The organism is Ruegeria sp. HKCCD7255 (assembly GCF_013031565.1).
Classification (GTDB): Bacteria; Pseudomonadota; Alphaproteobacteria; order Rhodobacterales; family Rhodobacteraceae; genus Ruegeria.
In genome coordinates, this window is sequence record NZ_WQAG01000018.1 from 37,171 (window position 1) to 61,820 (window position 24,650).

21 protein-coding genes and 2 pseudogenes are annotated in these 24,650 nt (G+C 56.8%); 6 read left to right on the forward strand and 17 right to left on the reverse strand.

Features of this window, described 5'->3' with window-relative positions:
- Nucleotides 1-2 precede the first annotated feature (2 nt).
- The 3 genes and pseudogenes from GOX45_RS22180 to GOX45_RS21120 form a co-directional block, all read right to left on the reverse strand.
- Nucleotides 3-1,493: pseudogene (locus GOX45_RS22180) on the reverse strand (ABC transporter substrate-binding protein).
- Entirely contained in the window at nt 1,490-2,260 is a 771-nt protein-coding gene (locus GOX45_RS21115) for a GntR family transcriptional regulator (protein WP_171103829.1), read from the reverse strand. Before GOX45_RS21115 ends, GOX45_RS22180 begins: the two are co-directional and overlap by 4 nt.
- A gap of 302 nt (nt 2,261-2,562) precedes the next feature.
- Nucleotides 2,563-3,009 carry an Lrp/AsnC family transcriptional regulator gene (locus tag GOX45_RS21120; protein WP_171103831.1) on the reverse strand — a complete coding sequence of 149 codons (447 nt, stop codon included), beginning with the start codon at nt 3,007-3,009 and terminating at the stop codon, nt 2,563-2,565.
- 128 nt (nt 3,010-3,137) lie between these two features.
- Here GOX45_RS21120 and GOX45_RS21125 point away from each other — a divergent pair, with 128 nt between their 5' ends.
- Complete coding sequence (locus tag GOX45_RS21125) at nt 3,138-4,187, forward strand: ornithine cyclodeaminase (protein ID WP_171103833.1); 1,050 nt, start codon at nt 3,138-3,140, stop codon at nt 4,185-4,187.
- A gap of 19 nt (nt 4,188-4,206) precedes the next feature.
- A complete protein-coding gene (gene ctlX, locus GOX45_RS21130; RefSeq protein ID WP_171103834.1) occupies nt 4,207-5,124 on the forward strand; it encodes a citrulline utilization hydrolase CtlX in 918 nt (305 codons plus the stop codon).
- A gap of 45 nt (nt 5,125-5,169) precedes the next feature.
- Here the strand turns inward: ctlX and GOX45_RS22385 are convergent, their stop codons facing one another.
- The 4 genes and pseudogenes from GOX45_RS22385 to GOX45_RS21145 form a co-directional block, all read right to left on the reverse strand.
- A complete protein-coding gene (locus tag GOX45_RS22385) occupies nt 5,170-5,433 on the reverse strand; it encodes a hypothetical protein (protein ID WP_371809005.1) in 264 nt (87 codons plus the stop codon).
- Between the two features lie 189 nt (nt 5,434-5,622).
- Nucleotides 5,623-6,787, reverse strand: a pseudogene (locus tag GOX45_RS21135) (AMP-binding protein).
- Nucleotides 6,788-6,830: 43 nt separating this feature from the next.
- The gene (locus GOX45_RS21140; RefSeq protein WP_171103836.1) at nt 6,831-7,730 is read right to left on the reverse strand and encodes a metal-dependent hydrolase; all 900 of its coding nucleotides are present in this window, start codon (nt 7,728-7,730) and stop codon (nt 6,831-6,833) included.
- A gap of 20 nt (nt 7,731-7,750) precedes the next feature.
- Entirely contained in the window at nt 7,751-8,236 is a 486-nt protein-coding gene (locus GOX45_RS21145) for a hypothetical protein (RefSeq protein WP_171103838.1), read from the reverse strand.
- A gap of 126 nt (nt 8,237-8,362) precedes the next feature.
- Between GOX45_RS21145 and GOX45_RS21150 the strand changes: the two genes are divergently transcribed.
- Entirely contained in the window at nt 8,363-11,101 is a 2,739-nt protein-coding gene (locus GOX45_RS21150; RefSeq protein ID WP_171103840.1) for a LuxR C-terminal-related transcriptional regulator, read from the forward strand.
- 3 nt (nt 11,102-11,104) lie between these two features.
- Here the strand turns inward: GOX45_RS21150 and GOX45_RS21155 are convergent, their stop codons facing one another.
- Nucleotides 11,105-11,425 (reverse strand): 2Fe-2S iron-sulfur cluster-binding protein, encoded by a 321-nt coding sequence (locus GOX45_RS21155; RefSeq protein WP_171103841.1) that lies wholly within the window; start codon nt 11,423-11,425, stop codon nt 11,105-11,107.
- Between the two features lie 120 nt (nt 11,426-11,545).
- Between GOX45_RS21155 and GOX45_RS21160 the strand changes: the two genes are divergently transcribed.
- Nucleotides 11,546-12,952: a coniferyl aldehyde dehydrogenase gene (locus tag GOX45_RS21160; protein WP_171103843.1), complete on the forward strand. Its 1,407-nt coding sequence runs from the start codon at nt 11,546-11,548 to the stop codon at nt 12,950-12,952.
- Nucleotides 12,953-12,986: 34 nt separating this feature from the next.
- Here GOX45_RS21160 and GOX45_RS21165 read toward each other — a convergent pair whose 3' ends face one another.
- From GOX45_RS21165 to GOX45_RS21180, 4 genes are all read right to left on the reverse strand, one after another.
- Nucleotides 12,987-13,541, reverse strand: a complete 555-nt coding sequence (locus tag GOX45_RS21165) for a hypothetical protein (protein WP_171103845.1) — start codon at nt 13,539-13,541, stop codon at nt 12,987-12,989.
- An 11-nt stretch (nt 13,542-13,552) separates the two neighbouring features.
- Entirely contained in the window at nt 13,553-15,187 is a 1,635-nt protein-coding gene (locus GOX45_RS21170) for a pyridoxamine 5'-phosphate oxidase family protein (protein ID WP_171103847.1), read from the reverse strand.
- 67 nt (nt 15,188-15,254) lie between these two features.
- Nucleotides 15,255-15,881, reverse strand: coding sequence for a glutathione S-transferase family protein (locus GOX45_RS21175; protein WP_171103848.1), 627 nt, complete (start codon nt 15,879-15,881; stop codon nt 15,255-15,257).
- Between the two features lie 37 nt (nt 15,882-15,918).
- Entirely contained in the window at nt 15,919-16,395 is a 477-nt protein-coding gene (locus tag GOX45_RS21180) for a nuclear transport factor 2 family protein (protein ID WP_171103850.1), read from the reverse strand.
- A gap of 138 nt (nt 16,396-16,533) precedes the next feature.
- Here GOX45_RS21180 and GOX45_RS21185 point away from each other — a divergent pair, with 138 nt between their 5' ends.
- Nucleotides 16,534-17,439, forward strand: coding sequence for a LysR family transcriptional regulator (locus GOX45_RS21185; RefSeq protein ID WP_171103852.1), 906 nt, complete (start codon nt 16,534-16,536; stop codon nt 17,437-17,439).
- A gap of 88 nt (nt 17,440-17,527) precedes the next feature.
- Here GOX45_RS21185 and GOX45_RS21190 read toward each other — a convergent pair whose 3' ends face one another.
- The 5 genes from GOX45_RS21190 to GOX45_RS21210 form a co-directional block, all read right to left on the reverse strand.
- A complete protein-coding gene (locus GOX45_RS21190) occupies nt 17,528-18,307 on the reverse strand; it encodes an MOSC domain-containing protein (RefSeq protein ID WP_171103854.1) in 780 nt (259 codons plus the stop codon).
- A 195-nt stretch (nt 18,308-18,502) separates the two neighbouring features.
- Nucleotides 18,503-19,276: an IclR family transcriptional regulator gene (locus GOX45_RS21195; RefSeq protein ID WP_171103856.1), complete on the reverse strand. Its 774-nt coding sequence runs from the start codon at nt 19,274-19,276 to the stop codon at nt 18,503-18,505.
- A gap of 147 nt (nt 19,277-19,423) precedes the next feature.
- Complete coding sequence (locus GOX45_RS21200) at nt 19,424-20,782, reverse strand: TRAP transporter large permease (RefSeq protein WP_171103858.1); 1,359 nt, start codon at nt 20,780-20,782, stop codon at nt 19,424-19,426.
- Nucleotides 20,782-21,447, reverse strand: a complete 666-nt coding sequence (locus GOX45_RS21205) for a TRAP transporter small permease (RefSeq protein WP_171103860.1) — start codon at nt 21,445-21,447, stop codon at nt 20,782-20,784. Before GOX45_RS21205 ends, GOX45_RS21200 begins: the two co-directional genes overlap by 1 nt.
- Before the next feature lie 68 nt (nt 21,448-21,515).
- A complete protein-coding gene (locus GOX45_RS21210) occupies nt 21,516-22,754 on the reverse strand; it encodes a TRAP transporter substrate-binding protein (protein WP_171103863.1) in 1,239 nt (412 codons plus the stop codon).
- Nucleotides 22,755-22,880: 126 nt separating this feature from the next.
- On the opposite strand from GOX45_RS21210, the gene GOX45_RS21215 reads away from it, so the two are divergent.
- A complete protein-coding gene (locus tag GOX45_RS21215; RefSeq protein ID WP_171103865.1) occupies nt 22,881-24,497 on the forward strand; it encodes a GMC family oxidoreductase in 1,617 nt (538 codons plus the stop codon).
- Nucleotides 24,498-24,650: the final 153 nt, after the last annotated feature.

Consider the following 24,650-nt stretch of genomic DNA (forward strand, 5'->3'; position numbering starts at 1 on the left):
CATTATTCAGCGATGCTCATGCGGTTGAGGAACATGCTTTCGTTGGCCGTCGGCTCGAATTCCAGATCGGCGGTTGCACCGTAAAGCACGGCAGCCTGATACATTGGCAGCAGGTAATAGTTGTCGCGCACTATCTGGGACACTTTGTTATAGGCATCCTGACGCACGGCCGGGTCCAACGATACGCGGGCCTTTTCCAGCAATGCATCCAGTTCGGGCTCGTTTACCCGGCTCCAGGCGCTGTCGGAATGCAGGGTCGGATAGGCGATGCCATCCGCGTCCTGACACGCACAGGACCAACGCCCAAAGCTAAGTTCGCTGTTCTCTGCCGGCTCGGAGCGCACGATGCCCAGATAGGTCGGCATATCGGTCATCGAGATCGACACATTGAACCCCACATCGTTCAACATCTGCTGAACCGCCTGCACGATGCGCTGATCAAAGACAGGCGCTGTTGCAAGCGTGGCAGGTGTCTGGGCCAGATCGGCATTGGCCGCAACGATCTCGCGCGCCATGTCCGGATCGTATTCGAACAGTGGCAGATCAGGGTTATAGCCGAAATGCGCCGGGCTTGCCATTTGCGCCATCGGCACCTCACCGGCTTGTAGCAATCCTTCGGTGATGCCCAGACGGTCAATCGCAAGGCTGGCCGCTTTGCGCATCTCAAGATTGTTGAACGGCGGTTTGTCGAGGTTCAGACCGACATAGCCCACACGCTCGGTCGGGGCAGACAGAACCTTGACATCGGGGTTCGAGGCCAGCTGCGCGCCTGCATCGGCATCGATACTGACAACAAGATCAGCGGTACCGGCCTAAAGGTCAGCCACCCGTGTGGCTGCATCGGGAACCGCGCGGAAGATGGCCTTGTCAAAGGGTCCGGCCTCGCCCCAATAGGCATCATTACGCGCTAGTGTGACCGACACGCCGCGATCCCACTCTTCGAACGTGTAAGGGCCCGAGCCCAGCGGGGAGGCGTTGAACGCCTCATTGCCCACCGCTTCGACAACATGCTCGGGCACAACCGACAGTTTGACAAGCTGCGCCATCAGGGCCGGGTAGGGGCCATCGGTGGTCAGCTTGACCTTGTTGCCATCAACGACTTCGGCCCCGATGATCTGGTTGAATTGCCCCAGCTGTGGCGAGGCGAAATCGGGGTTGGTGATCCGAAGAACCGAATAGACCACGTCGGACGGCTCCAACGGCTCACCATCGTGAAAGGTGACATCGTCTCGAATGGTCAAAACCAGCTCGGTATCGCTGACCTGTTCCCATTCGGTGGCGAGTTGGGGGACAATTTCACCTGCGTTGTTGCGGGTGACCACATTGTCGAACACATTGCGATAGACGTAATAGCTGTCGGGGTTCCACTGCAGATGGGGATCCAGCGACGACGGCTCGCCCGCCAGATCGATTGTAATGTCACGCGCAAAGGCTGGCAGGGCAAAAACAGCCAGTGCCACACCAGTCATTAGTCCTTTGAAGGTTGAAGTCATGAGGTTCTCCTGTTGGGGGCAGCTGTTTGTTTGCTGCGCGCAATGACCCCGCTGCCGGGGGTGAGAGGAGCCTCGCTTTTCAGGAGTTGGCGAAGGAAGAAGGCCTCTTGCGCGTCAATGAGGGAAAGCCGGGCCGCAGCCACGGCTTCGGCGTCTTCGGAAAGGACCGCTTTGACCAAGGCATTGATGTCATCGCGGCGAAATATGGTGCTGTCGGATTCATCTTCGAGAAACCGGGTGATGCGTGCGGTATGATGCCAGAGCTTTCGAAGATGCCGGGCGGTAAAGGGGTTGATAGCGCCCAGCAACAAACCGTCGATCCGGTCGACATAGTGCCGGAACGAAGCGATGGCAGCGGCTTCATCCCGAGGGTGAAGCGCTTCGATCACATCGGCGATATTCTTTAACTCGGCCCGCGCCTGCACATCCAGACGCGCGGTCGAGAGCATAGGTTCAGCGATCCGGCGCGCTTCAAGAACCTGACCGATCAGCGCGCCGGTGACCGGCAGGATCAGCCAGCCGGTGCGGGGTTGTGGCAAAGCCCAATTGTCATATCCCAGACGCGTCAGCCCGGCCCGTGCCGCCGCTCGGGTCAGCCCGAACCGCTCCATCGCATCCGCTTCGGTCAGAATTTCGCCTGGCCGGATTTCACACCAGATCACCGCATCCAAAAGCCGGTCTTCAGCGAACCGCGCCTTGGCCTCGGGTGCCGGGGGCGCCCCGTCTTCGGAGCCGGAACGCAAAAGAGGTGAGCTGGGATCATACATGAAAATTTCATCCTTTTCGTTCTGACATGTTGAAAAGACCTAATTGACATTTCAAGAAAAAATACACGGGCCGACACTACAGAAACTAGCGCCAAACTTCCGGGTCTTTCACCACGGTTCGGCATTAAGTCTTTGATTTAATGATGCTTAGTGGTCGTGTTTCAGCCGGACCGCCGCCCCAGAGCCAGCGCGGCTTGTGCGTAAAGAATAAGCAACTCAACCGGTCGGGCGCAGGTCAACAGCACCATGCGGCTGCAAAAGCGATTCGGATTCGGGAAAAACAGCAGCAATAGCCAGCTGCGTCACACGCTGGACAGAAGCAGGCTTGTTTCGCTGTTTGAAACGCCGTCGATCATCCTGACCTCGCGCAGCACGCGGTCGAAATCGTGCAGCTTGGCCACGCGCACCTCGGCCACAAGATCCCAGTTACCATTTGTCGTATGCAGTGCAAATAGCTCCGGCATCCCGCGCAACGCGCGAATGACCTGGCTGGTGGATTTCCCGACAACCTCGATCATCATGATCGCACGAATATAGTCCTCTTCGTAGTCCTCGCGCACGCGCGCGGTAAAGCCCAGCAGCGCACCGGTGTCCAACAGCTTGTCCATCCGGCTTTGCACCGTGGCGCGGGTCACGCCAAGCAGATCAGCCAGTTTTGACACTGGCGCGCGGCCATCGCGCCGCAGCAACGCAATCAGCTGTCGGTCAAGATCGTCATAGATATGTTTGCTTTGACCAGGTCGTGTCATTCTTGGCTTTCTGTCAAATTGGGGTGCGCATTATGTATATCGCGTGATCCCGTCATCTAACAATTAGCTCATTTATCCTGAAATTCTAACAGGCGATACTGTCAAAAACGAAGAATCGAAGGTGCCTCATGACAAAGCCGTCCCCCTCTGAACTTGCATTTGTTCCCTTTGTCAGCGTCGAAAACATGATGCGGCTTGTGCATAGCGTCGGCATCGAGGCGATGCTGGAAGGGCTTGCCGCCTATATCGAAGACGATTTCCGCCGGTGGGAAAAGTTCGACAAGACCCCCCGCGTCGCCAGCCATTCGGATGTCGGCGTGATCGAGCTGATGCCGACCTCGGATGGTGAGGCCTATGGGTTCAAATATGTCAACGGGCATCCCAAGAACACCAAGGAAGGGCTGCAAACGGTCACGGCGTTTGGCCTGTTGGCGGATGTCTATACTGGCTACCCGGTCCTGCTGACCGAGATGACCATCCTGACCGCGCTGCGCACTGCCGCGACCTCGGCGATGGTGGCCAAGCATTTGGCACCCAAAGGTGCGACTTGCATGGCAATGATCGGCAATGGGGCCCAGTCCGAGTTTCAGGCCACGGCGATGAAAGTGCTTTGCGGTATCGACACCTTGCGCCTTTATGATGTGGATCCAAAAGCCACAGAAAAACTGGTGCGCAATCTGACCGGGCGCGGGTTCAACATCATCGCGTGCAACACGCCCGAAGAGGCCATTGAGGGTGCTCAGTTCATCACGACCTGCACCGCTGATAAGCAGAATGCGACCATCCTGACGGATAACATGGTTGGCGCTGGTGTGCATATCAATGCAATCGGAGGCGACTGCCCGGGCAAGACCGAGTTGCACAAGGACATCCTTGAACGCTCGGACGTCTTTGTCGAATACCCGCCGCAGACACGGGTTGAGGGCGAGATTCAGCAGATGCCCGAAAGTTTTGCAGTGACCGAAATGTGGGAAGTTATCACCGGCGCCAAGCCCGGCAGGACCGGTGATCGTCAGATCACCCTGTTTGATGGCGTGGGCTTTGCGATTGAAGACTTCTCGGCCCTGCGCTTCATTCGTGATCGCATCAAAGGCACGGATTACTTTCAGGATCTGGATATGCTGGCCGACCCCGACGATCCTCGCGATCTGTTCGGTATGCTGTTGCGTTCGGCGTGATCAGGCGAGAGGCTATTCAATGGAAAAACCCAGCATTCAGGCACCGTCTTCGGCGATCATGATCCGTCCGCACCATTTCTCGGTAAATACGCAGACGGGTGATAACGTGTTTCAGGCCAACCCGCCAGCCGATGGGGATATCGCGCAGCAAGCCTATGATGAGGCGACGCGCTCGGCCGAAATCTTGCGTCAGCATGGTGTGCTCGTGCATGTGTTCGAAGGCGAAGACCCTCGCACGCCGGATTGCGTGTTCCCGAACAATTGGTTTTCGACCCATGCGGGTGGTCACGTGGCTGTTTATCCGATGAAAGCGCCAAACCGGCGGTTGGAACGGCGCACGGATGTGATCGAGTTGCTCAAACAGGAATACCGTGTTCAGGACATCATCGACTATTCAGGGCTGGAGCAGGACAACCTGTTCCTCGAAGGCACTGGCGCGATGGTGATCGACCACGCAGATCGCGTGGCCTATGCGGTTGAATCCGATCGGACCAGCCCGATCTTGCTGGAACGGTTTTGCACCCATTTCAACTATGAACCCATGGCCTTTGCCGCGACCGACCGGCGGGGCGTGCCGGTGTACCATACCAATGTGCTGATGTGCATCGGAACCGACTATGCCTTGATCGGGGCCGAGATGATCACTGATGAAAAGCGCCGCCAGGAAGTTGTTGATCGTCTTGCCCAGCCCGGTCGCGAGGTGATTGATCTGAGCCATGATCAGATCGAGGCCTTTGCCGGCAACGCGATTGAACTTCAGGGGAAAAACGGGCGCATTCTGGCCCTGTCGCAAACGGCCTTTGATGCGCTGACCGACAGCCAAAAGGCAATCATTGAAAAAAGCGCTGCGCTTGTCCCGCTGCCGATCCCGACCATTGAAATGGCGGGCGGCTCGGTCCGCTGTACGATTGCGGGGGTCCATCTGGCGCGCCGCTAGAGAACGCGAAAGGGCGGGTTCTTACCCTCCCTTTGCCAATTTGCATTAGGCCAGTGTGACCTCTTTTGCGTAAGTCTCGCGCAGCTTGGTCTTGACGATCTTGCCGGTTGCGTTGCGCGGGATTTCGTCGACAAAGATTGCGCGATCCGGGATCTGCCATTTCGCGATCTTGTGCCCATACATTTCCAGAACCGCAGCCTCGCTGAGCTCGGCCCGATCCACCAGTTTGACCAGAATGACCGGTCGTTCATCCCATTTGGGGTGTGGCACCGCGATTGCAGCGGCATCGGCGATTTTCGGATGCGCCATTGCGATGTTTTCCAATTCGACCGATGAGATCCATTCGCCACCCGATTTGATCAGGTCCTTGGACCTATCCAGAATGGTGACAAACCCATCCGCGTCGATACTTGCGATATCTCCGGTATCGAACCATCCGTCCTGCGTGGCCGGGGTATCGGTTGCAAAATACTGCTCGACGATCCAGTGACCTTTGATCTACAAGATGCCGGTAGCGCCGTCGCCCGTGCTGGCTTCGCTGCCATCCTCGTTCAACACTCTGAGCTGAACACCAAACGGAGGGCGTCCCTGTGAAACGCGGATCTTGTTCTGCTGTCGGCTCGTCAACGCAAGCTGCGCATTTGTCAGATGATTGATCACCCCAAGCGGGCTGGTTTCGGTCATTCCCCAGGCATGGATCACCTCGACCCCGAATACGTCCCGGAATGCATCCATCATCGACGGCGGGCAGGCCGAGCCGCCGACGACGGTGCGTTTCAACGGCAGGTCATCGGGCGTGTTTTCGGCCAGGGCCTGCAACAACCCGGCCCAAATGGTCGGCACGCCAGCGGCAAAGGTAGCGTTCTTCCAGGATCAATGACAACAGGCTGGACCCGTCCAGTTTTGGCCCGGGCAAGATCAGTTTGCAGCCCGCCATCGCCGCCGCATAGGGGATGCCCCAGGCGTTGACATGAAACATGGGAACCACGGTCAGAACCGCCTCGGACGCGCCCAGCCCCATGCCATCAGCGGCCATCAGAGCCATCGAATGCAGCATGGTGCTGCGATGGGTATAGGCGACGCCTTTGGGGTTGCCAGTGGTGCCCGAGGTGTAACACAGGCTCGAGGTGCTGGTCTCATCGATTTCGGGCCAGTCAAAATCGGCGTCACCAGTGGTCAGGAAGTCGTCAAAGAACTCGGCATTGGGCAATTGTGCGGCCAAAGCGTCGGTTTTGGGGGCCAGGATGATGACGCGTTCCACGACGCTCAACCGTTCGCCCATGCCAGCGACGATGGGAACAAAGGTTTCGTCGATGAACAGGATGCGATCCTGCGCGTGGGCGACGATGTATTCCAACTGATCGGGGAACAGACGCGGGTTGATCGTGTGGCAGACGAACCCTGCACCAGAACTGCCAAAGTAGATCTCGAGATGGCGCAGATTGTTCCAGGCGATGGTTGCTATCCTGTCCCCTTGGGCCAGTCCGGCCTTGGTCAAAGCGCTGCCCAACTGACGGGCGCGGCGTGCCACGGTGCCCCAGTTGCTTTTGGTTTTCGAGCCGTCGGTCTCGACCCCGACCACTTCGGTGGCGGCGTGATAGCGTTCCGCGTGCTCAATTGCAGCGCCGATGGTCAGCTGCTGCATCATCATTTTTCCAAACATTTTCGTTCCTTTGTCCAGTCAGTCCTGTTCTTTGCAAACAGGTTCAGTCGGGCATCTCATACATAAGAATTTGTGCCATCTGGCGGTGATCAATCGACAGGACCTCTCCGCCGTCGTTTTCCCAGTTGCGCCAGGCAAACCCCACGGGGTTTTTGCGCTGGTTTACAAGTGGGTGGTTGCGCGGTGTGTATTTGCGGTTCAGCACTGGCAGCGCCATCCAGGCCATTTCCGCCATGGTCTTGGTCAGGAAACTGACGCTTTTCCAGGTGCCGCGGATGGATTTGAAATACCCCTCGACCTTGCACATGTGGAAATAGGCCTTGCAGGTTTCCTTGACGATATGCCACAGCGCCTCGGCCACCATGCGACGGCGGTACCATTCGTCTTCCCCATAAAGATGCTGATAGGCTTCAAAGGCCACGGCGCCGTGCTCGACCTCTTCGACCTGGTGCCAGACCCAAAGGGCGCGCACCACCGGATTGGCGTCGTGCATCCACTTTTCGTAATTGTCCAGGATGATCATGCCGGCCAGAAAAGTGAATGTCTCATACCCTGCTGTAAAACCGACCAGACGGCGCAAGTCGTCCTTGCGCGCCATGTTGGCGAAGTCCTGTTTGGCATGTTTGTCCAGCGCATCCACCTTGGGGTAGCATTCCGAAAGATACTTGTTGAACGCGATAAAGTTCTTGGCGTGGTGCGCCTCTTGGCCAATGATGTCCGACACATCGCTGCGCAGCTTGTCATCGGTGATCTTGGGCTTTGCCTTACCCAACGCCGCGATCAGGTAGCGCTCGAAATAGGGCACGTGGACACCAAGCGCATTGATGAAAATTGCAAATTCAGGGCAGGATTTGCTCCAAACGGGCGAGTCCATTTCGGTGGTGTCGAACTTCAATGTGCGGACCTTGATATTGTCCATCGGATGTTCGTCGGTGATCTTCATCGTCTCCTCCATTCGATTGGTTACAGGTCGCGTTTACTGGGCAGGGCCATGAGCAGGCGGGCCAGGATGATCTGCAGCAAGACCGCCGCGATCACGGCCGGGATATAGGCGATGAACGACGCCCAGTTCGCACCCCCTGCCGGGGTTTCGGACAGCGCCAGACCGCGATTGGGCGAGAAGGCGCCAAAGATGTAGAACAGCACATTTGCCCAGGCCACAAAGACCAGACCTTTGGAAATTCCGGCCTCTTGTCGTGTGGTCAGGACAAAGCGCGGATACAGAGCGGCCACGGCCAGCAGCATGATCCCGTTCATCAAACAGCCCGTATGCATGCGCGCCCACGCGGCTGTGGTGCCGGGCATCTGATAGTCGATGACAAGAGGGATTGGTGACAGGCTGATTTGGCCCAGAATCGAAAACGTCAGGCCGAATCCGCAGATAAGCCCGATGATCATCACTAAAATTCCGTGTTTGATCAGCCGGTTGGCGTGCAATTGATCTGACATGTAATCCTCCCCGTTCTTGTCAGTTGTCGAAGGTTAGGTGCCAAAGCCAACCTTGACCCCAAACTTTCGGTTAGGTGATTGCCGCGCCTTGCGCCTTGGCTCTATTGTGCGCGCAGGGAGAGAGATATGGATGACACGCCAGACCATCAGGATGTGACCATCCTGATCGAGACGAAGCTGCAGTCGCCGAAACTGACCAAATCGAACATCTCACGCGAGAGGTTTGTCGCGCGATTTGCGGCCGAGCAATCGGAATCGGCGTTGTTTGTGGCTGCGACCGGCTATGGCAAGTCCACTTTGATGCGTCAGCTTTTCGACGAAACCGCCGCGCAAGGTCAGCGGGTCGGATGGTTGGGTTTAGATGGCTTGGACAACCGGCCCACCGTGTTCCTGGCCTATTTCGTTCGCTTGCTGACCGAGGCCGGTGTCATCGATGCGGCAGAGCTGTTTCAGCAGACCAGCATGACCGATCCGGAAGATCTGGATCGCGCGTTCGAACTTCTCAGCCGGGCCGCCGCCCGTGTCAACGTTCCCACTGCGCTGTTTTTCGACGATTTCCACTGTATCGACTCGCCGGTGTTGCTACGTGGTTGTGGTCGGTTCCTGGATTCGGCATCGACCGATCTGCGGGCATATGTCGCGGCCCGCGCGACCCCGAGGCTTGAGATTCAGCGCCGGGAAATGGAAGGCCGTTTGGTGGTGATCGACGCTGCGCAGATGAAGTTTTCGCAGATCGAGGCGGAACGGTTTTTCGAAAAGTCTCTGGATCAGTCTTTGCTGCCGTCGGATGTGTCGAACATCATGAAATCGACTGAGGGCTGGGCGGCGGGTCTGCAAATCGCCACGGCGTCGATCGTGGCGTCCCGAAAGAGGATCGGGCAGATCCCGGCCAGGTTCCGGGGGTCGAAGGAACGGGTCGCTCGGTATCTTTATGACAACGTCATGGAGAACCTGCCCGATGACGTACGGGACTTTCTGCTCAGCACTGCGCCGCTGCGCCGTTTCAGTGTTCCGATGTGCGAATATGTGCGCGGTCAGCAGGGCAACCGAAAGATTGTTCAATGGTTGATCGACACCGGTCTTTTCATCATTGCGCTGGACGAAGACGCCACTTGGTTTCGCTATCATCATCTGTTTGCTGAATTCCTCACCGAAACAGCGCAGCAGGATCCGGCGTTTCAGAAAGCTGATATCTATCGCCGTGCCAGCGAATGGTGTCTGGAATTTGGCTATCTGGACGAGGCGATCCATTACCTGCTCGACATTCGCGATTTCGACGAGGCCGCACGGTTGATCAGCGAGAGCGCGCCGCGGATCGCGCGTCAGCAGGGGGATAACACGATGCTGATCCGGTGGATCGAGGCATTGCCAGCATCCTATCACAACGCCTACCCCGCGATGATGCTGGATTACGCTTTCTCTTTGGCGTTCACCCATTCAACCCCTCAGGCGCTGACAATCGTGCGGCAGGTCAAGGATCGCATTTCGTCAGAGGCAGAGTTTCAGGACATTCTCGCCTATGCCGAGACGGTTGAAGCGCTGGCCTTGGCGGCGCAGGATGACCGGGATGCGGCGCTGGCCAAGATCAAGGACACGCGCAAACGCTGGCCCGGATGCGAGGCCGGGGTGCTTGGGATCTTGTGCAACATCGCTGCCTATTGCCAAATGGCAGCGCAGAACCCCGATATCGCCCTACGAGAAGCGATGGATGGACGCGTTCTGGGGATGCGGGCCGGGCTTCGCTATGTCTGGCTTTGGGCCGATTGTATCGAGGTTATGGTGCACTGCCGGACCGGCAATCTGACTGCCGCGCATGAGGCTTTGCGGCGCGCGCTTTCGGATGCGGTTCAGGAAGGCGAAAACACCTTGCTTGGGCTGATGGTGCATATGCTGTCTGCAAATCTGGCCTATTTGCAGGGTGACCTGTCGACTGCCAAAGACGAACTTGCGCTGGGGACCGGGTTTAGTGCCACTTATGGCCCGCTGGAACCGCTATTGATTTCACATAAGGTGCGCGCGGGTCTGGCAGCGCTGGAAGGTCAGGACGCTCGTGTGATGGAAGTGCTAGAGCGCGGGCAGTCTCTGGGCTTGCGCAACGGGTTGCCGGGGCTGGCCTTTGTCACTTTGGGTATGCAGATCTCTTTTCTGGCGCGGCGTGGAAACGCGGCCGAAGCGCATCGTTTGGCCACACAATGGGGTGTTTTCGACGGTAGTTGGCAGACACGGTTCAAGGGGTCACATGATGTGATTGCGGTTTGGCAAAAGCGGATACGGGCCGAGCTGGCTCTGGCCGAGGGGCGTTTTGCCGACGCGGTGCAAATCCTCGAAGATCTGGAGCGGCGACTGAAATTCAAATGGCCTCAAGACGAATTGCTGTGCTTTGCGATCCTGAAATCCCATGGGCTGTCGCAATCTGACCGGTACACCGAAGCCGCGCGCGAATTGTCCCGTGCAGCAGATCAGGCACATCGTTTGGGTCTTGTCGCGCCGTTTCTGGAATTTGCCGATTTTGCGCGCCCTGTCCTGCAAAAAATTGTCGAGCTTAGACGGGCTGCCGGTACTGACAGTGAACTGATCGCTCAGTCGGGGCCGTTCAAACTCCTTCAGCGCATGGATCCCGAAACACGCGCCGAAGCCGATCCCTCAGAAAAAGACGACGATCTGTGGGTCGCAGAAGAGCTCACCAATCGGGAGATTGAACTGCTTCAGCTGATCGAAAGCGGCATGACTAATGCGCAACTGGCCGCGCATCTGGTTCTGTCGGTGGCCACTGTGAAATGGCATCTGCACAACGTCTTTCAGAAGCTGGGTGTAAAAAACCGGATGGGAGCATTGGCCAAAGCCCGCAAACACGGGCTGATCTAGCGCTCAGCCCTGTTCGGTCTCGACCGTTGCGTGAAGGCCGTTCATCTCTTCGGTCAGAACAATCTGACAGGTCAGGCGGCATTTTTCCGGTTCGGCGACCGAGAATTCCAGCATATCGTCTTCTTCTTCCGAGCGGCCTTGCAATATGTGCTGCCAGTCTGACGAAAAGGACATCGCGCAGGTTCCGCAGGCCGCAGCCCCACCGCAATCGGCGTCAATCCCGCGGATCATGTTGTTGCGTGCGGCTTCCATCAAAGTGCTGCCCGCTGCCACTTCCAGTTCATGTGTGGCTTTGTCGGCATCCACAAGCGTGATCTTGATCATCAGGTCCTCCCGGTTTCACTTGTGGTCACCCTAAGCGCCCCCGGTGGCAAGATACCCAAACTTAAGTTTGGGCCAAGCGTCGGCGTGCTGCGATATCCGATTTGGCAAGGGAGAACACCAATGACAGATATTCGCGCGATCTTTGATGCTCAGAAAGCAGCCTATGCGGCCGAGCCTTATCCCAGCCTTGCCACGCGGTTGCAGCGCCTGCACCTGTTGGCGCAAGTACTGGGTCAGCACAAAGAGGGTTTGATCTCGGCGATTGAAAAGGATTTTGGCTGTCGCGCGCGGTCAGAAACCCTGATTGCCGAGATCTTGGGGTGCCACGGTGCCATTCACTATGCAGAGAAGAACCTGCGCAGGTGGATGCGTAAACAAAAGCGTCACACCTCGTTCTGGTCGCTTCCGGCCAAATGCTATGCTCTGCCGCAGCCCAAAGGCGTGGTGGGGATAATGTCACCGTGGAATTACCCGCTGCACCTTGCGATTGCCCCTTTGGTGGCTGCGCTGGCGGCTGGCAACAGGGCGATGATCTGGCCGTCCGAGGAAACCCCGAACCTGGCGCAGTATCTGTCGAATATACTCAGCGAAACCTTTGAGCCTGACGTGGTCAAGGTGGTATTGGGCGACAGGTCGGGCGCGCCTGAATTTGCAGCGCTGCCTTTCGATCATCTGCTATTTACCGGGTCAACGCGCGTGGGCCGGCTGATTGCTGCGGCGGCGGCCCCGAACCTGACCCCTGTCACGCTTGAGCTGGGCGGGAAAAGCCCCGCCATCGTCGCGCCGGACTATTCGGTTCATGAGGCTGCCAAGCGGATCACGTGGGGCAAATCCTTCAACGCCGGGCAGACCTGTATCGCACCGGATTATGCGCTGGTCCCGCGCGGCCAGGAAGAAGTGTTTGCCCGCGAAGTGTTGCGCAATTTCAAGTCGTTCTACAATTCGATCCTCGATTACGACTATACCGCCATCATTTCGGAACGGTTCTTTCGGCGGATACGTGAGCTGCTGCAAGAGGCTGAAGAAAAGGGTGCGACCATTCTGCAACCCAACGGGATCACAGAAAGTGTGGTGGATGGAACCTATAAGTTCCCACTGACCGTGGTTCTGAATGCGCCACCAGATTGCGCTTTGATGCAGGAAGAGATCTTTGGCCCGATCCTGCCAGTGGTCGGCTACGACAAGCTGGACGATGCGCTGGAGGTGATCAATGGGCAGGATCGTCCGCTGTCTTTGTATTGCTTCAGTGGGGATGAGCTGACCCGGCGGCGCGTCATGCGTGAAACCCATTCAGGTTCGCTGGGCGTAAACGAGGCGTTGTTGCAATACATCCAGGAGGATCTGGCTTTTGGCGGGGTCGGGGCCAGTGGGATGGGAGCGTATCACGGCAAGGAAGGGTTTGACACGTTCAGCCATTCGAAATCGGTGTTTGAGCAAAGGGGGATCGGGCATCTGACCGGCACCAAGCTGCTTTATCCGCCATATGGTCCGGTTGCCAAACTGGTGCTGCGGGTGATGGGGGCCTGATTTTTCGAGCCCAAATTTCCTGCGTTTGGGGTATTCAGTCGATCAATCCACGAGCGCGCGCCTGGGTTTGGAAATCGGCCCAGGCGTCTGGGAACCCCTGAAGCGGCCAGTTCAAAGACCGTGACACGCCCCGCCCATCGCGAAAGTCAAACAGGAACGCACCGCCCTTTTGCATCTGGACGATGATCGTATCCGCTCTGCGCCCATCGAACCGGCATCCCAGACCTGTCAAACAACCCGGCCAGCGGGTGCGCCAAACGACCGTTTCGTCTCGTTCGATCCTGAACCCGTTGGGGGCAAAGAGCGTGCCGGGTTCGATCCCGAATTCGACCTCGTAACCCTGTTCCTGCGGCGTGATAAAGATAAATTGACCGCCAAAATGCGGACGCCCTGAAAAAACGTCGACCCAACGGATATAGCAGCGCTGATTTAATTGGCCGTCTTCGGGCCTTTCGTCACAGATCGACTTCCAGATACCAAACGCGCTGTAATGGGTGTTCACCCAATTGCTGGCGGTATCATTTCCTTGCAAATCCTGCGCCGAGGCAGGAGCGGCCAGAAGTGTCAGGAACAACAACAGGGTTCGCATGACAGAGATCATCAACTGCCGGGGCCAAATGTTTCGAAATGAATATGCTCGGGCGCGACCCCCAACGCTTCAAGCCCGTTGCGGATATCCGCCAGAAACGCCGCAGGACCGCAGAGCATGTAGTGGGCATCAGGCCCCGCGTTCAAACCGATCAAGCCTTCGGCTGTAACCCGCCCCTCGACATCGTAGTCAGAGCCCAGAACATCATCCGGGCCCGGGCGGCTATAATGAACCTGGCGCAGCACATTGTCATGTTGGGCTTCAAGCGCGTCCACCTCATCGCGCAGCGCATGGCTTTGTTTGTTGCGGGTGCCGTGGACATACCAGACCGGGCGCGTATCGCCTGCGGACGCATAGAGCATGGACAGCATCGGTGTCAGGCCGACCCCGGCGCTGACCAAGACCAGCGGGCAATTGCTGCAAGGGATAACAAAGTCGCCGGAGGGTTTATGCGCCTCAAGATAGGCGCCCTCGGCGGTGGCGTCATGCAGAAAGCGTGACACCAGCCCCAGCTCTTCTCGCTTGATGCTCAGCCGATAGAAATCGCGCACGGTCGACGGGCCGGACAGTGAGTAGTTTCGCGTTGACGTGCCTTTTTGGCCGGGAATCTGCACTTCGATGGGCAGATTCTGGCCCGCCTCGAAGCTGTCCAGGGGGCGGCCATCAACCGGAGCCAGATAGAATGATGTAATCTGATCTGTTTCCTTCACCCGCTTGACCAGTTTCAACCGCCGCGACAGATGGTCTTGCTTGCCCCACCGCAGGGACAATGCCGCAGGGCGGCCGAGCACAGCGTCGATTTCAACATCAATGGTCCGGAGCGCATCCGGGTCATGTGCGTTGCGCCCGTCCCAACCAATCGTCGCGCGGCCAGATATATGCAGCAGGCCGCCGGTATCGAAATCGACAAAGACCAATCCGATATGCGGGTCATTTGTCAGATTGCCGATGGTGTTGAAAAAGTTGTTGCCCGGATAGTCGGGGATCTGCAGATGCGCGCCGTCGATCACATGCACAAAACCGGGGATACCACCGCGATGCGAGGCGTCATAGCCCCGCGAAGGCGCATCCTCGCCCGCCATATAGCCTGACCCGATGAACATCGTATCCGACCGACCGATTAGTGCGATCTGTTCAACGTTCAGTTCGGTTGACTGCTTTGCAACGGGCGCGGCGGTTTTCTCGACACGTTCCCAAACACGTTCGTGAATGTATTGCGGGCAATTGCCGAACGACTGATGGATGTCGATCGTATAGCCCACCTTAGACCGCTGAACATATCCGCTGAACCGGTTGCGGCGGCGGGTCGCAAGCTCGATCCCGACCACGCCGATATTTGCTCCTTGCGCAAAGCTGGATGCGAGGGGGTCTGTTTCGTCCAACTCGGTTGCAAGGGTAATTCGGCGCGGATCAGGGGATCGGATGAAGTTTTCGGGTCCGTCGATCAGGGTGACCCATGTCCGCCCGTTTTGGTCGCCACCAGCGATGACGAAAAAGGGCAGTTGCTCAAAGAAATCCCGATGTTGTTGAGGCATATAGTCCCGAATGAAACCGGCGGCCCATTTGGCAACATCACCGACACCGGCCCGCTTTTGGGCCTTTAATTCGCCGGTATGAAAGGGGTTGGTGTCGGTGGATTTCAACATGACGGACCTTTCAGGGTTAAGAGGGCGTTGGGCATCGGGTGGAGAGATTGGCCGACGCCCATCGTGCTTAGGCCAGTTCCGGGATCGGTGACGCAGCCATCGGGACAAAATTGTCTTGGCTTTCCACCCGGTTCAGCCAGGCGCGAATATTTGGGTAGGGAGCCAAATCGACACCGCCCTCTGGTGCATGGGCGATATAGCTATAGGCTGCCACATCCGCGATTGTGATTGTGTCAGTTGCCAACCAGTCGCGGCCGTCCAGATGCGCGTCCATGATCTTGAACAGGTCGTGCGATTTGGCGACCGAGGCATCATGATCAAGCGGTACGCCAAAGACCTTGACCAGTCGGGCAGCGCAAGGGCCTGAATAGATGTTGTCCGCCGCGATGGTCAGCCAGCGTTGAACCTCGGCTGCTTCTTTTGCGTCTGTGGGCATCCAGTCAGATCCAGCGGCATAGGTTTGCACCAGGTAGACAAGGATCGCGTTGCTATCGGCCATGGTGTGGCCGTTGTCATCAATCGCGGGCACCAATCCAAACGGGCTGATTTTCAGATAGTCCGGTGCTTTGTGGGCTCCGTTGGCCATGTCGAGATCGATTGTCTCATAGGAAAGCCCCAGCAGGGCCAGCATAAGTTCCACACGGTGGCAGTGGCCAGATTTTGGGTTGCGGTAAAGTTTGATGGGAGAAGTCATTTCACTTCCTTTTCAGTTTATTGCCGTTTGCCGGCGACTAAAGTCCGAGATCGCTCAGGCCCGGGTGGTCGTCAGGGCGGCGGCCCAGCGGCCAAAAGAACTTTCTCTCTTGCTCTTTGATCGGCAGTTCGTTGATGGAAGCGTGGCGGTGGGCCATATATCCGTCTTTGTCGAACTCCCAGTTTTCATTACCGTAGGCACGGAACCAGTTGCCGCTGTCGTCGTGGTATTCGTAGGCATATCTGACAGCGATCCGGTTGTCGGAATACGCCCAAAGCTCTTTGATCAGGCGATAGTCCAGTTCCTTGTTCCACTTTCGTGTCAGGAAGGCCTCGACCTCTTCGCGGCCCTGAGGAAACTCCGCTCGGTTGCGCCATTTGGTATCCGGCGTATAGGCGAGCGCGACCTTTGCGGGATCGCGGCCGTTCCAGCCGTCTTCAGCCAGTCTTACTTTCTCGCGCGCGGTTTCGGCGGTGAAAGGAGGTAATGGGTGACGAGGGGGTTCACTGGTCATTTCAAGTCCTTCGAAAAGTGCTGTTTCGGCTTTCATCATCTGCCCAGAGAAATAGCTAAAACTATGAAACGAAGTAATAGCCTTCCAAGGAAATATATTATTTTGTAAAACGATAATAATAAGAGGGTTTAGTGGACTATGGATCGAATACGGTCTCTTGAGGTTTTTGTAGCTGTTGCCGAAGCAGAAAGCTTTGCGGGTGGTGCGCGTGTCGTAGGCCTTAGCGCACCATCGACGACCCGTGGCGTAAACGCTTTGGAAGAACGTTTGGGTGTGCGCCTGTTCACGCGCACGACACGTCGGGTGCGATTGACGGATATTGGCAAGGCCTACCTGGAAGACGCTCGACATGTTTTGGCGCAGTTGCAAGCAGCGGATGATGCGGCGTCGGGTGCGGCCTCAAATCCTTTGGGCCTTTTGCGCATTACTTGTTCAAACGAGTTTGGACGGATCTATGTCACACCTATTCTGACCGATTTTCTAGATACTTACCCTGATGTTTCGGTCGAAGTTCTGATGGTAGATCGCATCGTCAACATGGTCGAAGAAGGGTTCGACATCGCTGTTCGGCTTGGGCAATTGCCATCGTCTGGTTTGTCGGCTGTTCGTGTCGGGCATGTCAGGCGCGTTGTCTGCGGTGCTCCGTCGTATTTCGACAGATGTGGCGTGCCGCAAACGCCCGAAGATCTACGTGAGCATCAGGTTGTGTCGGCATCTCCGGTGAGCCCAGTGACTGATTGGCGCTTTGGGACAGAAATGCAGCACTCCGTGCGCTTGCATCCAAGACTGGTCGTCAGCAGTGTCGCTGGCAGTATCTCGGTCATTAAGCGCGGTTGGGGGCTCAGCCGCCTTTTGTCCTACCAAGTCGGTCCCGAACTTGAGTGCGGGCAGCTAAAGACGGTGCTCGAAGATTTCGAGCCCGATCCTCTTCCGATACATCTTGTTCATATCGAAGGACGCCGCGCTGCTGCGAAAGTCCGAACCTTTATTGATTTTGCAAAAGAACGGCTCAGGTCCGAGGCTGCCCTGAACCGTAACCTATAGAGCGTCATCATCGAAACATATCGGCCGTTCGCTGCTTTGTGGGCAGTTGAATGCGACGATCAAGCGGAACACTGATGTAGTCGCGCTTTCAGAGCACCAACTGGCCCGTGTCACCCTGATGGATGGTTCCGCCTGAAACCACTTCGACGTAAACACCCATGTCCATATGCCCAAGTTCTTTGCGCAAAAGATATGGAAGTTTAAGATCACGCTCTGCGGTTTCGGGGTTCACTTCGGTTGCAGCGCATCGTTTTGTGCGCGAAATCAGTCGCAAGGTCACGTCGCCGAATTTGAAGGACGCACCGACTGCTTCTAGTTCTTCAAACGGGTCCAGGCCGTCGATTTCGATATTCGCGCGAAAACGGGCTGGGTTCAGCTCTGTTCCCAGGCGTTTGCCCAGTTCTTTGACCGATGCGATGTTAACGACTGAAATTGCGTTCATCATCACAGGCGATACAACCGAAACGTCCGTAAAGCGATGAGGTGCAGAGGACACGAAAACAGGCGGCTCGGGGTCGCTGAGTTGCAGTTCGTCAAAAAGAAACGTCGCTGCCGCGATGCGACCGTCCTGAGTCTGGATATCGAAAGACGAAATTTTCTGACCAGAATTGATTTCCAACTGCTGAGTGTTCGAGTTGAACTGCGTATCAAGACCGGCCAATGCGGCTTCCTTCAGCAGGACAACGAAACGATCTTTTGGCAACGGCTTGGGGTTTTGTGGGTCAAAACCCGAGTTATGGCGTGCAAACCCATACAGACGGTCACCGGGAATGCCGTCTCCTGCGGTAAGTTGAACAGACTCAAGCCGTTCTGCGCTGAGACCTTTGATCGGGAAGCGGTTAATGCGTGTGATGGTGATATCGGTCATCTGTTGTCCTGCCTTGCGTACGGTTCGGGAACCGGCAGACGCTGAGGCCTGCGCAATCTTGTGGATTTGAATGAGGGCTTCGTACACTCATTTCGTTGCAATTGAAACGAATACTTGGCGATTGTAACGGCTTGGTTACCTGGTCTGTGCTGCTTTGTTTTGGAAAAAAACGTTTTCGGATCGCAATCTGTGCCTTCAAACCGTCAGCAGAGCAGAAAGCTGTTTGGCAGCAGACATGAGTTTTTCGACATGCGTGACAGCTTCTTTCATCGACAATCTTTGTTCGGGGGCATGAAAGGAAAGTGTGGAAACCAAGCGCCCATGGTGATCCAAGATGGGCACAGCAACCGCGATCATGTCTTCCATGAACTCACCGTTGTCGGTTGCGTAACCGTTTTTCCGGATACGTTCGATATCTTCCAGCAACGCTTGTGAATCCGAAAACGTGGCCTGCGTGCGCGGTTCAAGTGGCGTGGTGGCGACATAGCTGCGCAGATGGCGCTGATCGAGCGTGCTGAGATACATCTTGCCTGATGCGGTACAATAAAAGGGCACGCGTGTTCCGACCGGCAGCTGAATGCGCAACGGCCATTTGGTTTCGATCCGATCAAGATAGATCATCTCGTCCCGGTCAGGGATGGCGATGTTGCAGGTCTCGCCAATTTCTTCGGCCAACATGGTCAGCACAGCGACACGGGCGGTTCGAATGCGCAGCGACGATAAGATACCCGTCGACATCCTGCGCAAGCGTTGACCGGGCGAATAGGCTCGACCGTCAATCTCACGTTGGATGAAACCTTCGCTTTCCAGCGTATGAAACAAACGGTGAATTGTTGGTTTGGGCAGGCCGATGTCTTGGTTGACTTCCGTCGGAGTTAGCGGAACCCCGGCCTTTGCCATGGCCTCAAGAACAAGCAGAAGACGCAAGTTTGTTGGAATGCCTTCCTTCTTCTCTTCGTCTTTTGCCATAGTCCTTGTCTGCCTCCGGTTCGGTTCCGGGTCGATCTATCCAGACCGAGCCAGAGTTGTCGAGGGGCTTTAACTTACCTTGACCAATACCTTTACGTGTAAGGGGGCGGATTGTGTTTGCTTACACACAATCCGCCCACCTGCGGTTTAGTTGCCGGGCAGCAGCGCTAAGGCTAGCTGCGGGACCAGCGAGATCAGGATCCACACCGACAGCAGCGCCGCCAGATAGGGAACCGTATAGCGCAGCAATCGGAAGTAGGGCACGCCCGTCACTCCCGATGCCACGTAGAGGTTGAGCCCGTATGGCGGTGTGATGAACCCGATTGAAGCGCCCACCAGGAAGATCACCGAGAAGTGGATCGGATCAATGCCAACCGATGCCGCAATGGGTGCCAGAATCGGTGCCAGGATGATCGTGACCGGCAAGCTTTCCAGCACCATGCCCGAGAAGAAGACGATGACCATCGAGGTGAACAGTACCGCGTGATAGCCACCCATCGAGGTCACAAAGTTCCCGATGGTTTCCTGCGCGCCCAGAAGCGACAGGATTTGCTGCATCACCACCGAAATCGCGATCAACGGGGCCAGAATTCCGGTGATCTGAGCAGAGCGGATCACGACCGAGGGGATCTCGGGGATGGTGAAGCCTTCGACAACCAGCATCTCGGCAAAGCTCTTTTCGGTTGGCGGGATATCGTCGCGCGCACCCATGATCTTGTTGATGGGATAGCTGACAAGACCCGCGATGACACAGAAGCCAACGGTTACACCCGCAGCCTCGGTCGGCGAGAACTTACCGGTATAGATGCCCCAAAGCACAAGACCGATGGCGAAAAAGCCCAGCCATGCGCCAAAAGCGGTCTTGAGTACCCGGTTCAGTTGCAGCGGGATCAGATAGCCCCAGCCATTCATGCGGCAGATGACCCAGCAGGCGAACTGCATGCCAAAGACCATCAAGGCGCCGGGCAGGATACCCGCCACAAACAGTTCCGAGATCGGCAGGTTCATCAAAAAGCCGTAGACGATGAAGATGATCGACGGTGGGATGATGATCCCGACAGTACCACCCGCGGCAGCGGTGGCAGCACTGAACCGTTCGTCATAACCGCCCTTGACCATCTCGGGGTGCAGCATCGAGCCGATGGTGGCCGTTGTAGCCGAGTTCGAGCCCGAGATCGCGGCAAATAGACCACAGGCGCCTAGCGACGCCATGGCAAGCCCGCCGCGTATCCAGCCCAGACAGGCATAGGCAAAGTCACTGAGCCTGCGCGCGATGCCCGATTTGTTGATCAGGTCACCGGTCAGGATGAAGAGCGGCATCGCCAGAAGGGCAAAACCCTTGTTGAAGACGTTCAGCAGCTCGGCGCCCATGTTGTCCAGGGTCAGACCCAGAACAAAGGAACAGCCGATAACCCAATAGCCGATGACCAGCAAAACGGGGACGCCCAGCATAAACAGGAACGTAACGCCCAGCGAAATTAGTGTAACCCAGGTTCCGTCAGCCATTAGTCTGCCCCAATCATTGCTTGTTTGATCAATGGCTCACCGGTTTTCCAGTTTCTCAGGTCGTCGGCGAGGTTTTGGAACACGCGTCCAACCATTAGGAAAAACGACAACGGCGCGGCCAGCAGGAACCACCATTGCATGATGTTGTCCGTTCCAAGAACGATCTGAAAGTTCGACGCGGACAAGGCGACCAGACGGATGGTTGTTACGATCACGATGACCGCAAAAACATACCAAAGAACAGCATCCAGTATCAGGCAGGCCAACTGACCTGCGCGCGGCATGGCGCTGCGAAATTCGCTAAAGCTCAGATGGGTGCGCAGCCGGACGTTATAGGATGCGCCAAACCAGGCCATAACCATGAAGAGCAGAGGAGGAATGGTCGTTGACCATGGCTCTTGATCATTGAACACAAAACGATCGATCACACCCCAAAAGATGATCAGGGCGATGGCGAGATAGGAATAAACCATAACCGAACGCTCGAAGTGGCGTTCTACAAAAGGAACTTTGCGGTAGATCAGCATGATGAGGTACCCACCTATTGCCGATACCACTGCACCAACGACCCATGTCGCGTTGGATTCCAGTGCGGATTGAATTTCGAATGAATCGAAGGTGAGTAGCGCGCTGAAGATAGCGCCGACGTCTGCCCAAAAAGACATGAACCCCGTCCTCCCAGTCGGTGTTTAATGGAACCGGCCCGTTTGGGCCGGTTCGTATTGAGTTTAGATTAGGCTTCGTCTTTCCACCAGCGGCGGGGTTCGACGTTTTCTGGCAGCATGTCTGCCGGGATCTCACGCGCGATGTCGTAGATCTCTTGATAGGTGTCAATGCCACCGGCCCAGTTGTTCAGCCGCTCGCGCCACTGCGCCCAAGGCTCTGGGTTGTAGTTGGGGGCACACATTTCTTCAGCCAGCTTGATCTGGTCATCCGGCAGGAAGGCCGGGCGTACGCCGTTTTCGGCGAAGATCGTGTTGGGCAGTTGCGGATCCGAGAACCCAACGGTGTTCAGAAGCGCGGCTTCGTTTGCACCTTGGATCAGGGCCTGCGTGAAGTACGAGGACTCCATGACAGCATCCTGAAGTTCACCGCCCAGGCTGTCGAAGACTTCTGCCGACATCGACGTATGCTCGGTGCCGCAGAAGAACTTGAGGTTCACCGACTGCGAGACCACAGGTGCCATGTTGGCATAGGCCACCGCAGATGCCCATGTTTCCGCACCGTCGATCAAGCCGGTTTTCAGAGCGTCCAGGGTTTCTTCCCAGGCCACCGGAACCGGGTTCAGGTTGAGCAGCTGCATCGCGATCCGGCCCAGCTGAGTTCCTGTGACGCGGTTCTTGGTGCCGAACAGATCTTCCAGCTTGGTCACGGTAGGCTTGTCCGCAAAGTTCGAGCCCATCTGCAGGCCGCGCAGTTCACAATGTGTGAACAGGAACTTCAGTCCGTGACGCTTCTCCAGCGGTTCACGCAGGATGCGCTGGCTCGCCGGGTGATAGAAGAAGTAATACTGCGCCGCACGGCTCGGGAACATATAAGCATAGTCCAGAACGTTCAGATAAGGCGCGCCACCGGCCGAGTTTTGGGTCGAGGCAGCATAGATATCGACAATCCCCTGCTGAGTCTTTTCGACGCAGCTCAACTGACCGCAGATCTGGTTGTCACCGATGAACTCGATCCGAATCTCACCGTCGGTGCGTTCTTCCAAGTCACGGGCAAATTCGATCGCGCCCGCGCGTTCGATCAACAGGTTGCGCGTGTTGAAACCCGAGGCACCGAACTTCAGTGTGAACTTCGGCTCTTTCGAAAAGCGTTTTTCGTAAGTCGATTCAGCCGCTTGCGCCAGATTTGCCAGGCTCATCGCACCGCCAAATCCACCCGCAGCCAGCAGCGTCGAGCTCATTCCATACCGACCTGCAACCCTAAAAAAGTCGCGACGCGATATCCCTTTTAGGTTCTCCGAAACTTTCATGTGCACCTCCTCCTGCGCAGAAAATGAAATTTATGAGACTTGCAGTATCATTTTTAGTCAGTTATTCCCAATGAGGCAAGCGAAAGTTGTTCTGGATCAAGTCAAAATCCAAGGGAGGAACAAAAGATGCAGTCAAATCAAGCTGATTACATTGTCGTCGGTGGGGGCTCGGCTGGCTGTGTTTTGGCGAATCGCCTCAGCAAAGACCCGGCGAACAATGTTGTCTTGATCGAGGCCGGTCCGCGTGACTGGAACCCCTGGATCCACGTCCCAGTGGGCTATTTCAAAACCATGCACAATCCGACCGTGGATTGGTGCTATCGCACCGAACCCGATCCGGGATTGAATGGCCGGTCCATCGATTGGCCGCGCGGCAAGGTGCTTGGTGGCTCGTCTTCGCTAAACGGTCTTCTCTATGTGCGCGGACAGGCCGAGGACTATGACCGCTGGCGCCAGATGGGCAATGAAGGCTGGGGCTGGGATGACGTTCTGCCCCTGTTCAAGCGTTCGGAACAGCAGGAGCGTGGCGCGGATGAGTTCCACGGCACCGAGGGCGAGTTGTCGGTATCGAACATGCGCCTGCAACGCCCGATTTGTGACGCCTGGGTCGCCGCCGCGCAGACAGCAGGCTACCCGTTCAACCCCGACTATAATGGCAAGGCGCAGGAAGGTGTGGGCTATTTCCAGCTGACCACGCGCAACGGCCGCCGGTGCAGCTCTGCCGTGGCTTTCCTGAACCCGGCACGCAAGCGTCCGAACCTCAACATCATCACCAATGCGCAGGTCAAACGCGTGAACGTGGCCGACGGACGCGCGACCGGTGTGACCTTTCTGGATAAGGCAGGGCACGAGCATACAGTGACCAGCAATCGCGAGGTCATCTTGTCTTCGGGCGCGCTTGGATCGCCGCATATCCTGATGCTGTCGGGTATTGGCGAAGCCGAGCACCTCAAGGACAACGGCATCGACGTAGTGGCCGACATGCCCGCGGTCGGAAAGAATATGCAGGATCACCTGCAGGCCCGTCTTGTATTCAAATGTAACGAACCCACGCTGAACGACGAAGTGCGCAGCCTGTTCAATCAGGCCAAGATCGCGGCGAAATACGCCATGTTCCGTGCGGGCCCGATGACCATGGCCGCCAGCCTTGCGGTGGGTTTCATGAAGACCGGCCCGCATGTGGATACGCCCGATATTCAGTTCCACGTTCAGCCCTGGTCGGCCGACAGCCCGGGCGAAGGGGTTCACCCGTTCTCGGCCTTTACCATGTCGGTCTGCCAGCTGCGCCCCGAAAGCCGTGGCGAATTGCGGCTGGATGGAAGCGACCCGCGCAAGCACGTGAAAATCCACCCCAACTACCTGTCGACGGAACTGGATTGCCGCACTGTAGTCGAAGGGGTGAAAATCGCCCGTAAGATCGCCCGTTGCGATCCGTTGGCCTCGAAGATCTCGGAAGAATTCCGTCCAACCAAAGATCTGGATATGGACGATTACGAGGGCACGCTGGATTGGGCGCGGAACTATTCCTCGTCGATCTATCACCCGACCGGAACCTGTAAGATGGGTGAGGGTGAGAACACGGTGGTCGACAGCCGTCTGCGTGTGCATGGTATTCGCGGCCTGCGTGTGGCCGATTGCTCGATCATGCCCGAGATTGTCAGCGGCAATACCAACGCCCCCGCCATCATGATTGGCGAAAAGGCCAGCGATATGATCCTGGAAGACCGCGCGCGGGCTTCCTGAACTCTTTAGATTACCGAACGACCTCAGGGGCTGTTTGGCCCCGCGAACTCCCTCCGAGCGTTATGCGACCGCTCTTGGATATTGAAAGGACAGTAGCCATGAAGATGACCACAGAAGAAGCGTTTGTGAAGGTTTTGCAGATGCACGGGATTG

Excerpts from the sequence above, each read along its gene's own strand:
- GOX45_RS21125 (WP_171103833.1), top strand. The coding sequence starts at position 3,138 with ATGACAAAGCCGTCCCCCTCTGAACTTGCATTTGTTCCCTTTGTCAGC.
- GOX45_RS21150 (WP_171103840.1), top strand. The coding sequence starts at position 8,363 with ATGGATGACACGCCAGACCATCAGGATGTGACCATCCTGATCGAGACG.
- ctlX (WP_171103834.1), top strand. The coding sequence starts at position 4,207 with ATGGAAAAACCCAGCATTCAGGCACCGTCTTCGGCGATCATGATCCGT.
- GOX45_RS21205 (WP_171103860.1), bottom strand. The coding sequence starts at position 21,447 with ATGTCTTTTTGGGCAGACGTCGGCGCTATCTTCAGCGCGCTACTCACC.
- GOX45_RS21170 (WP_171103847.1), bottom strand. The coding sequence starts at position 15,187 with ATGTTGAAATCCACCGACACCAACCCCTTTCATACCGGCGAATTAAAG.
- GOX45_RS21165 (WP_171103845.1), bottom strand. The coding sequence starts at position 13,541 with ATGCGAACCCTGTTGTTGTTCCTGACACTTCTGGCCGCTCCTGCCTCG.
- GOX45_RS21145 (WP_171103838.1), bottom strand. The coding sequence starts at position 8,236 with ATGTCAGATCAATTGCACGCCAACCGGCTGATCAAACACGGAATTTTA.
- GOX45_RS21115 (WP_171103829.1), bottom strand. The coding sequence starts at position 2,260 with ATGTATGATCCCAGCTCACCTCTTTTGCGTTCCGGCTCCGAAGACGGG.
- GOX45_RS21195 (WP_171103856.1), bottom strand. The coding sequence starts at position 19,276 with ATGGCAAAAGACGAAGAGAAGAAGGAAGGCATTCCAACAAACTTGCGT.
- GOX45_RS21200 (WP_171103858.1), bottom strand. The coding sequence starts at position 20,782 with ATGGCTGACGGAACCTGGGTTACACTAATTTCGCTGGGCGTTACGTTC.
- GOX45_RS21120 (WP_171103831.1), bottom strand. The coding sequence starts at position 3,009 with ATGACACGACCTGGTCAAAGCAAACATATCTATGACGATCTTGACCGA.
- GOX45_RS21190 (WP_171103854.1), bottom strand. The coding sequence starts at position 18,307 with ATGACCGATATCACCATCACACGCATTAACCGCTTCCCGATCAAAGGT.
- GOX45_RS21155 (WP_171103841.1), bottom strand. The coding sequence starts at position 11,425 with ATGATCAAGATCACGCTTGTGGATGCCGACAAAGCCACACATGAACTG.
- GOX45_RS21175 (WP_171103848.1), bottom strand. The coding sequence starts at position 15,881 with ATGACTTCTCCCATCAAACTTTACCGCAACCCAAAATCTGGCCACTGC.
- GOX45_RS21180 (WP_171103850.1), bottom strand. The coding sequence starts at position 16,395 with ATGACCAGTGAACCCCCTCGTCACCCATTACCTCCTTTCACCGCCGAA.
- GOX45_RS21210 (WP_171103863.1), bottom strand. The coding sequence starts at position 22,754 with ATGAAAGTTTCGGAGAACCTAAAAGGGATATCGCGTCGCGACTTTTTT.
- GOX45_RS21140 (WP_171103836.1), bottom strand. The coding sequence starts at position 7,730 with ATGAAGATCACCGACGAACATCCGATGGACAATATCAAGGTCCGCACA.
- GOX45_RS21160 (WP_171103843.1), top strand. The coding sequence starts at position 11,546 with ATGACAGATATTCGCGCGATCTTTGATGCTCAGAAAGCAGCCTATGCG.
- GOX45_RS22385 (WP_371809005.1), bottom strand. The coding sequence starts at position 5,433 with ATGGCGCATCCGAAAATCGCCGATGCCGCTGCAATCGCGGTGCCACAC.
- GOX45_RS21215 (WP_171103865.1), top strand. The coding sequence starts at position 22,881 with ATGCAGTCAAATCAAGCTGATTACATTGTCGTCGGTGGGGGCTCGGCT.
- GOX45_RS21185 (WP_171103852.1), top strand. The coding sequence starts at position 16,534 with ATGGATCGAATACGGTCTCTTGAGGTTTTTGTAGCTGTTGCCGAAGCA.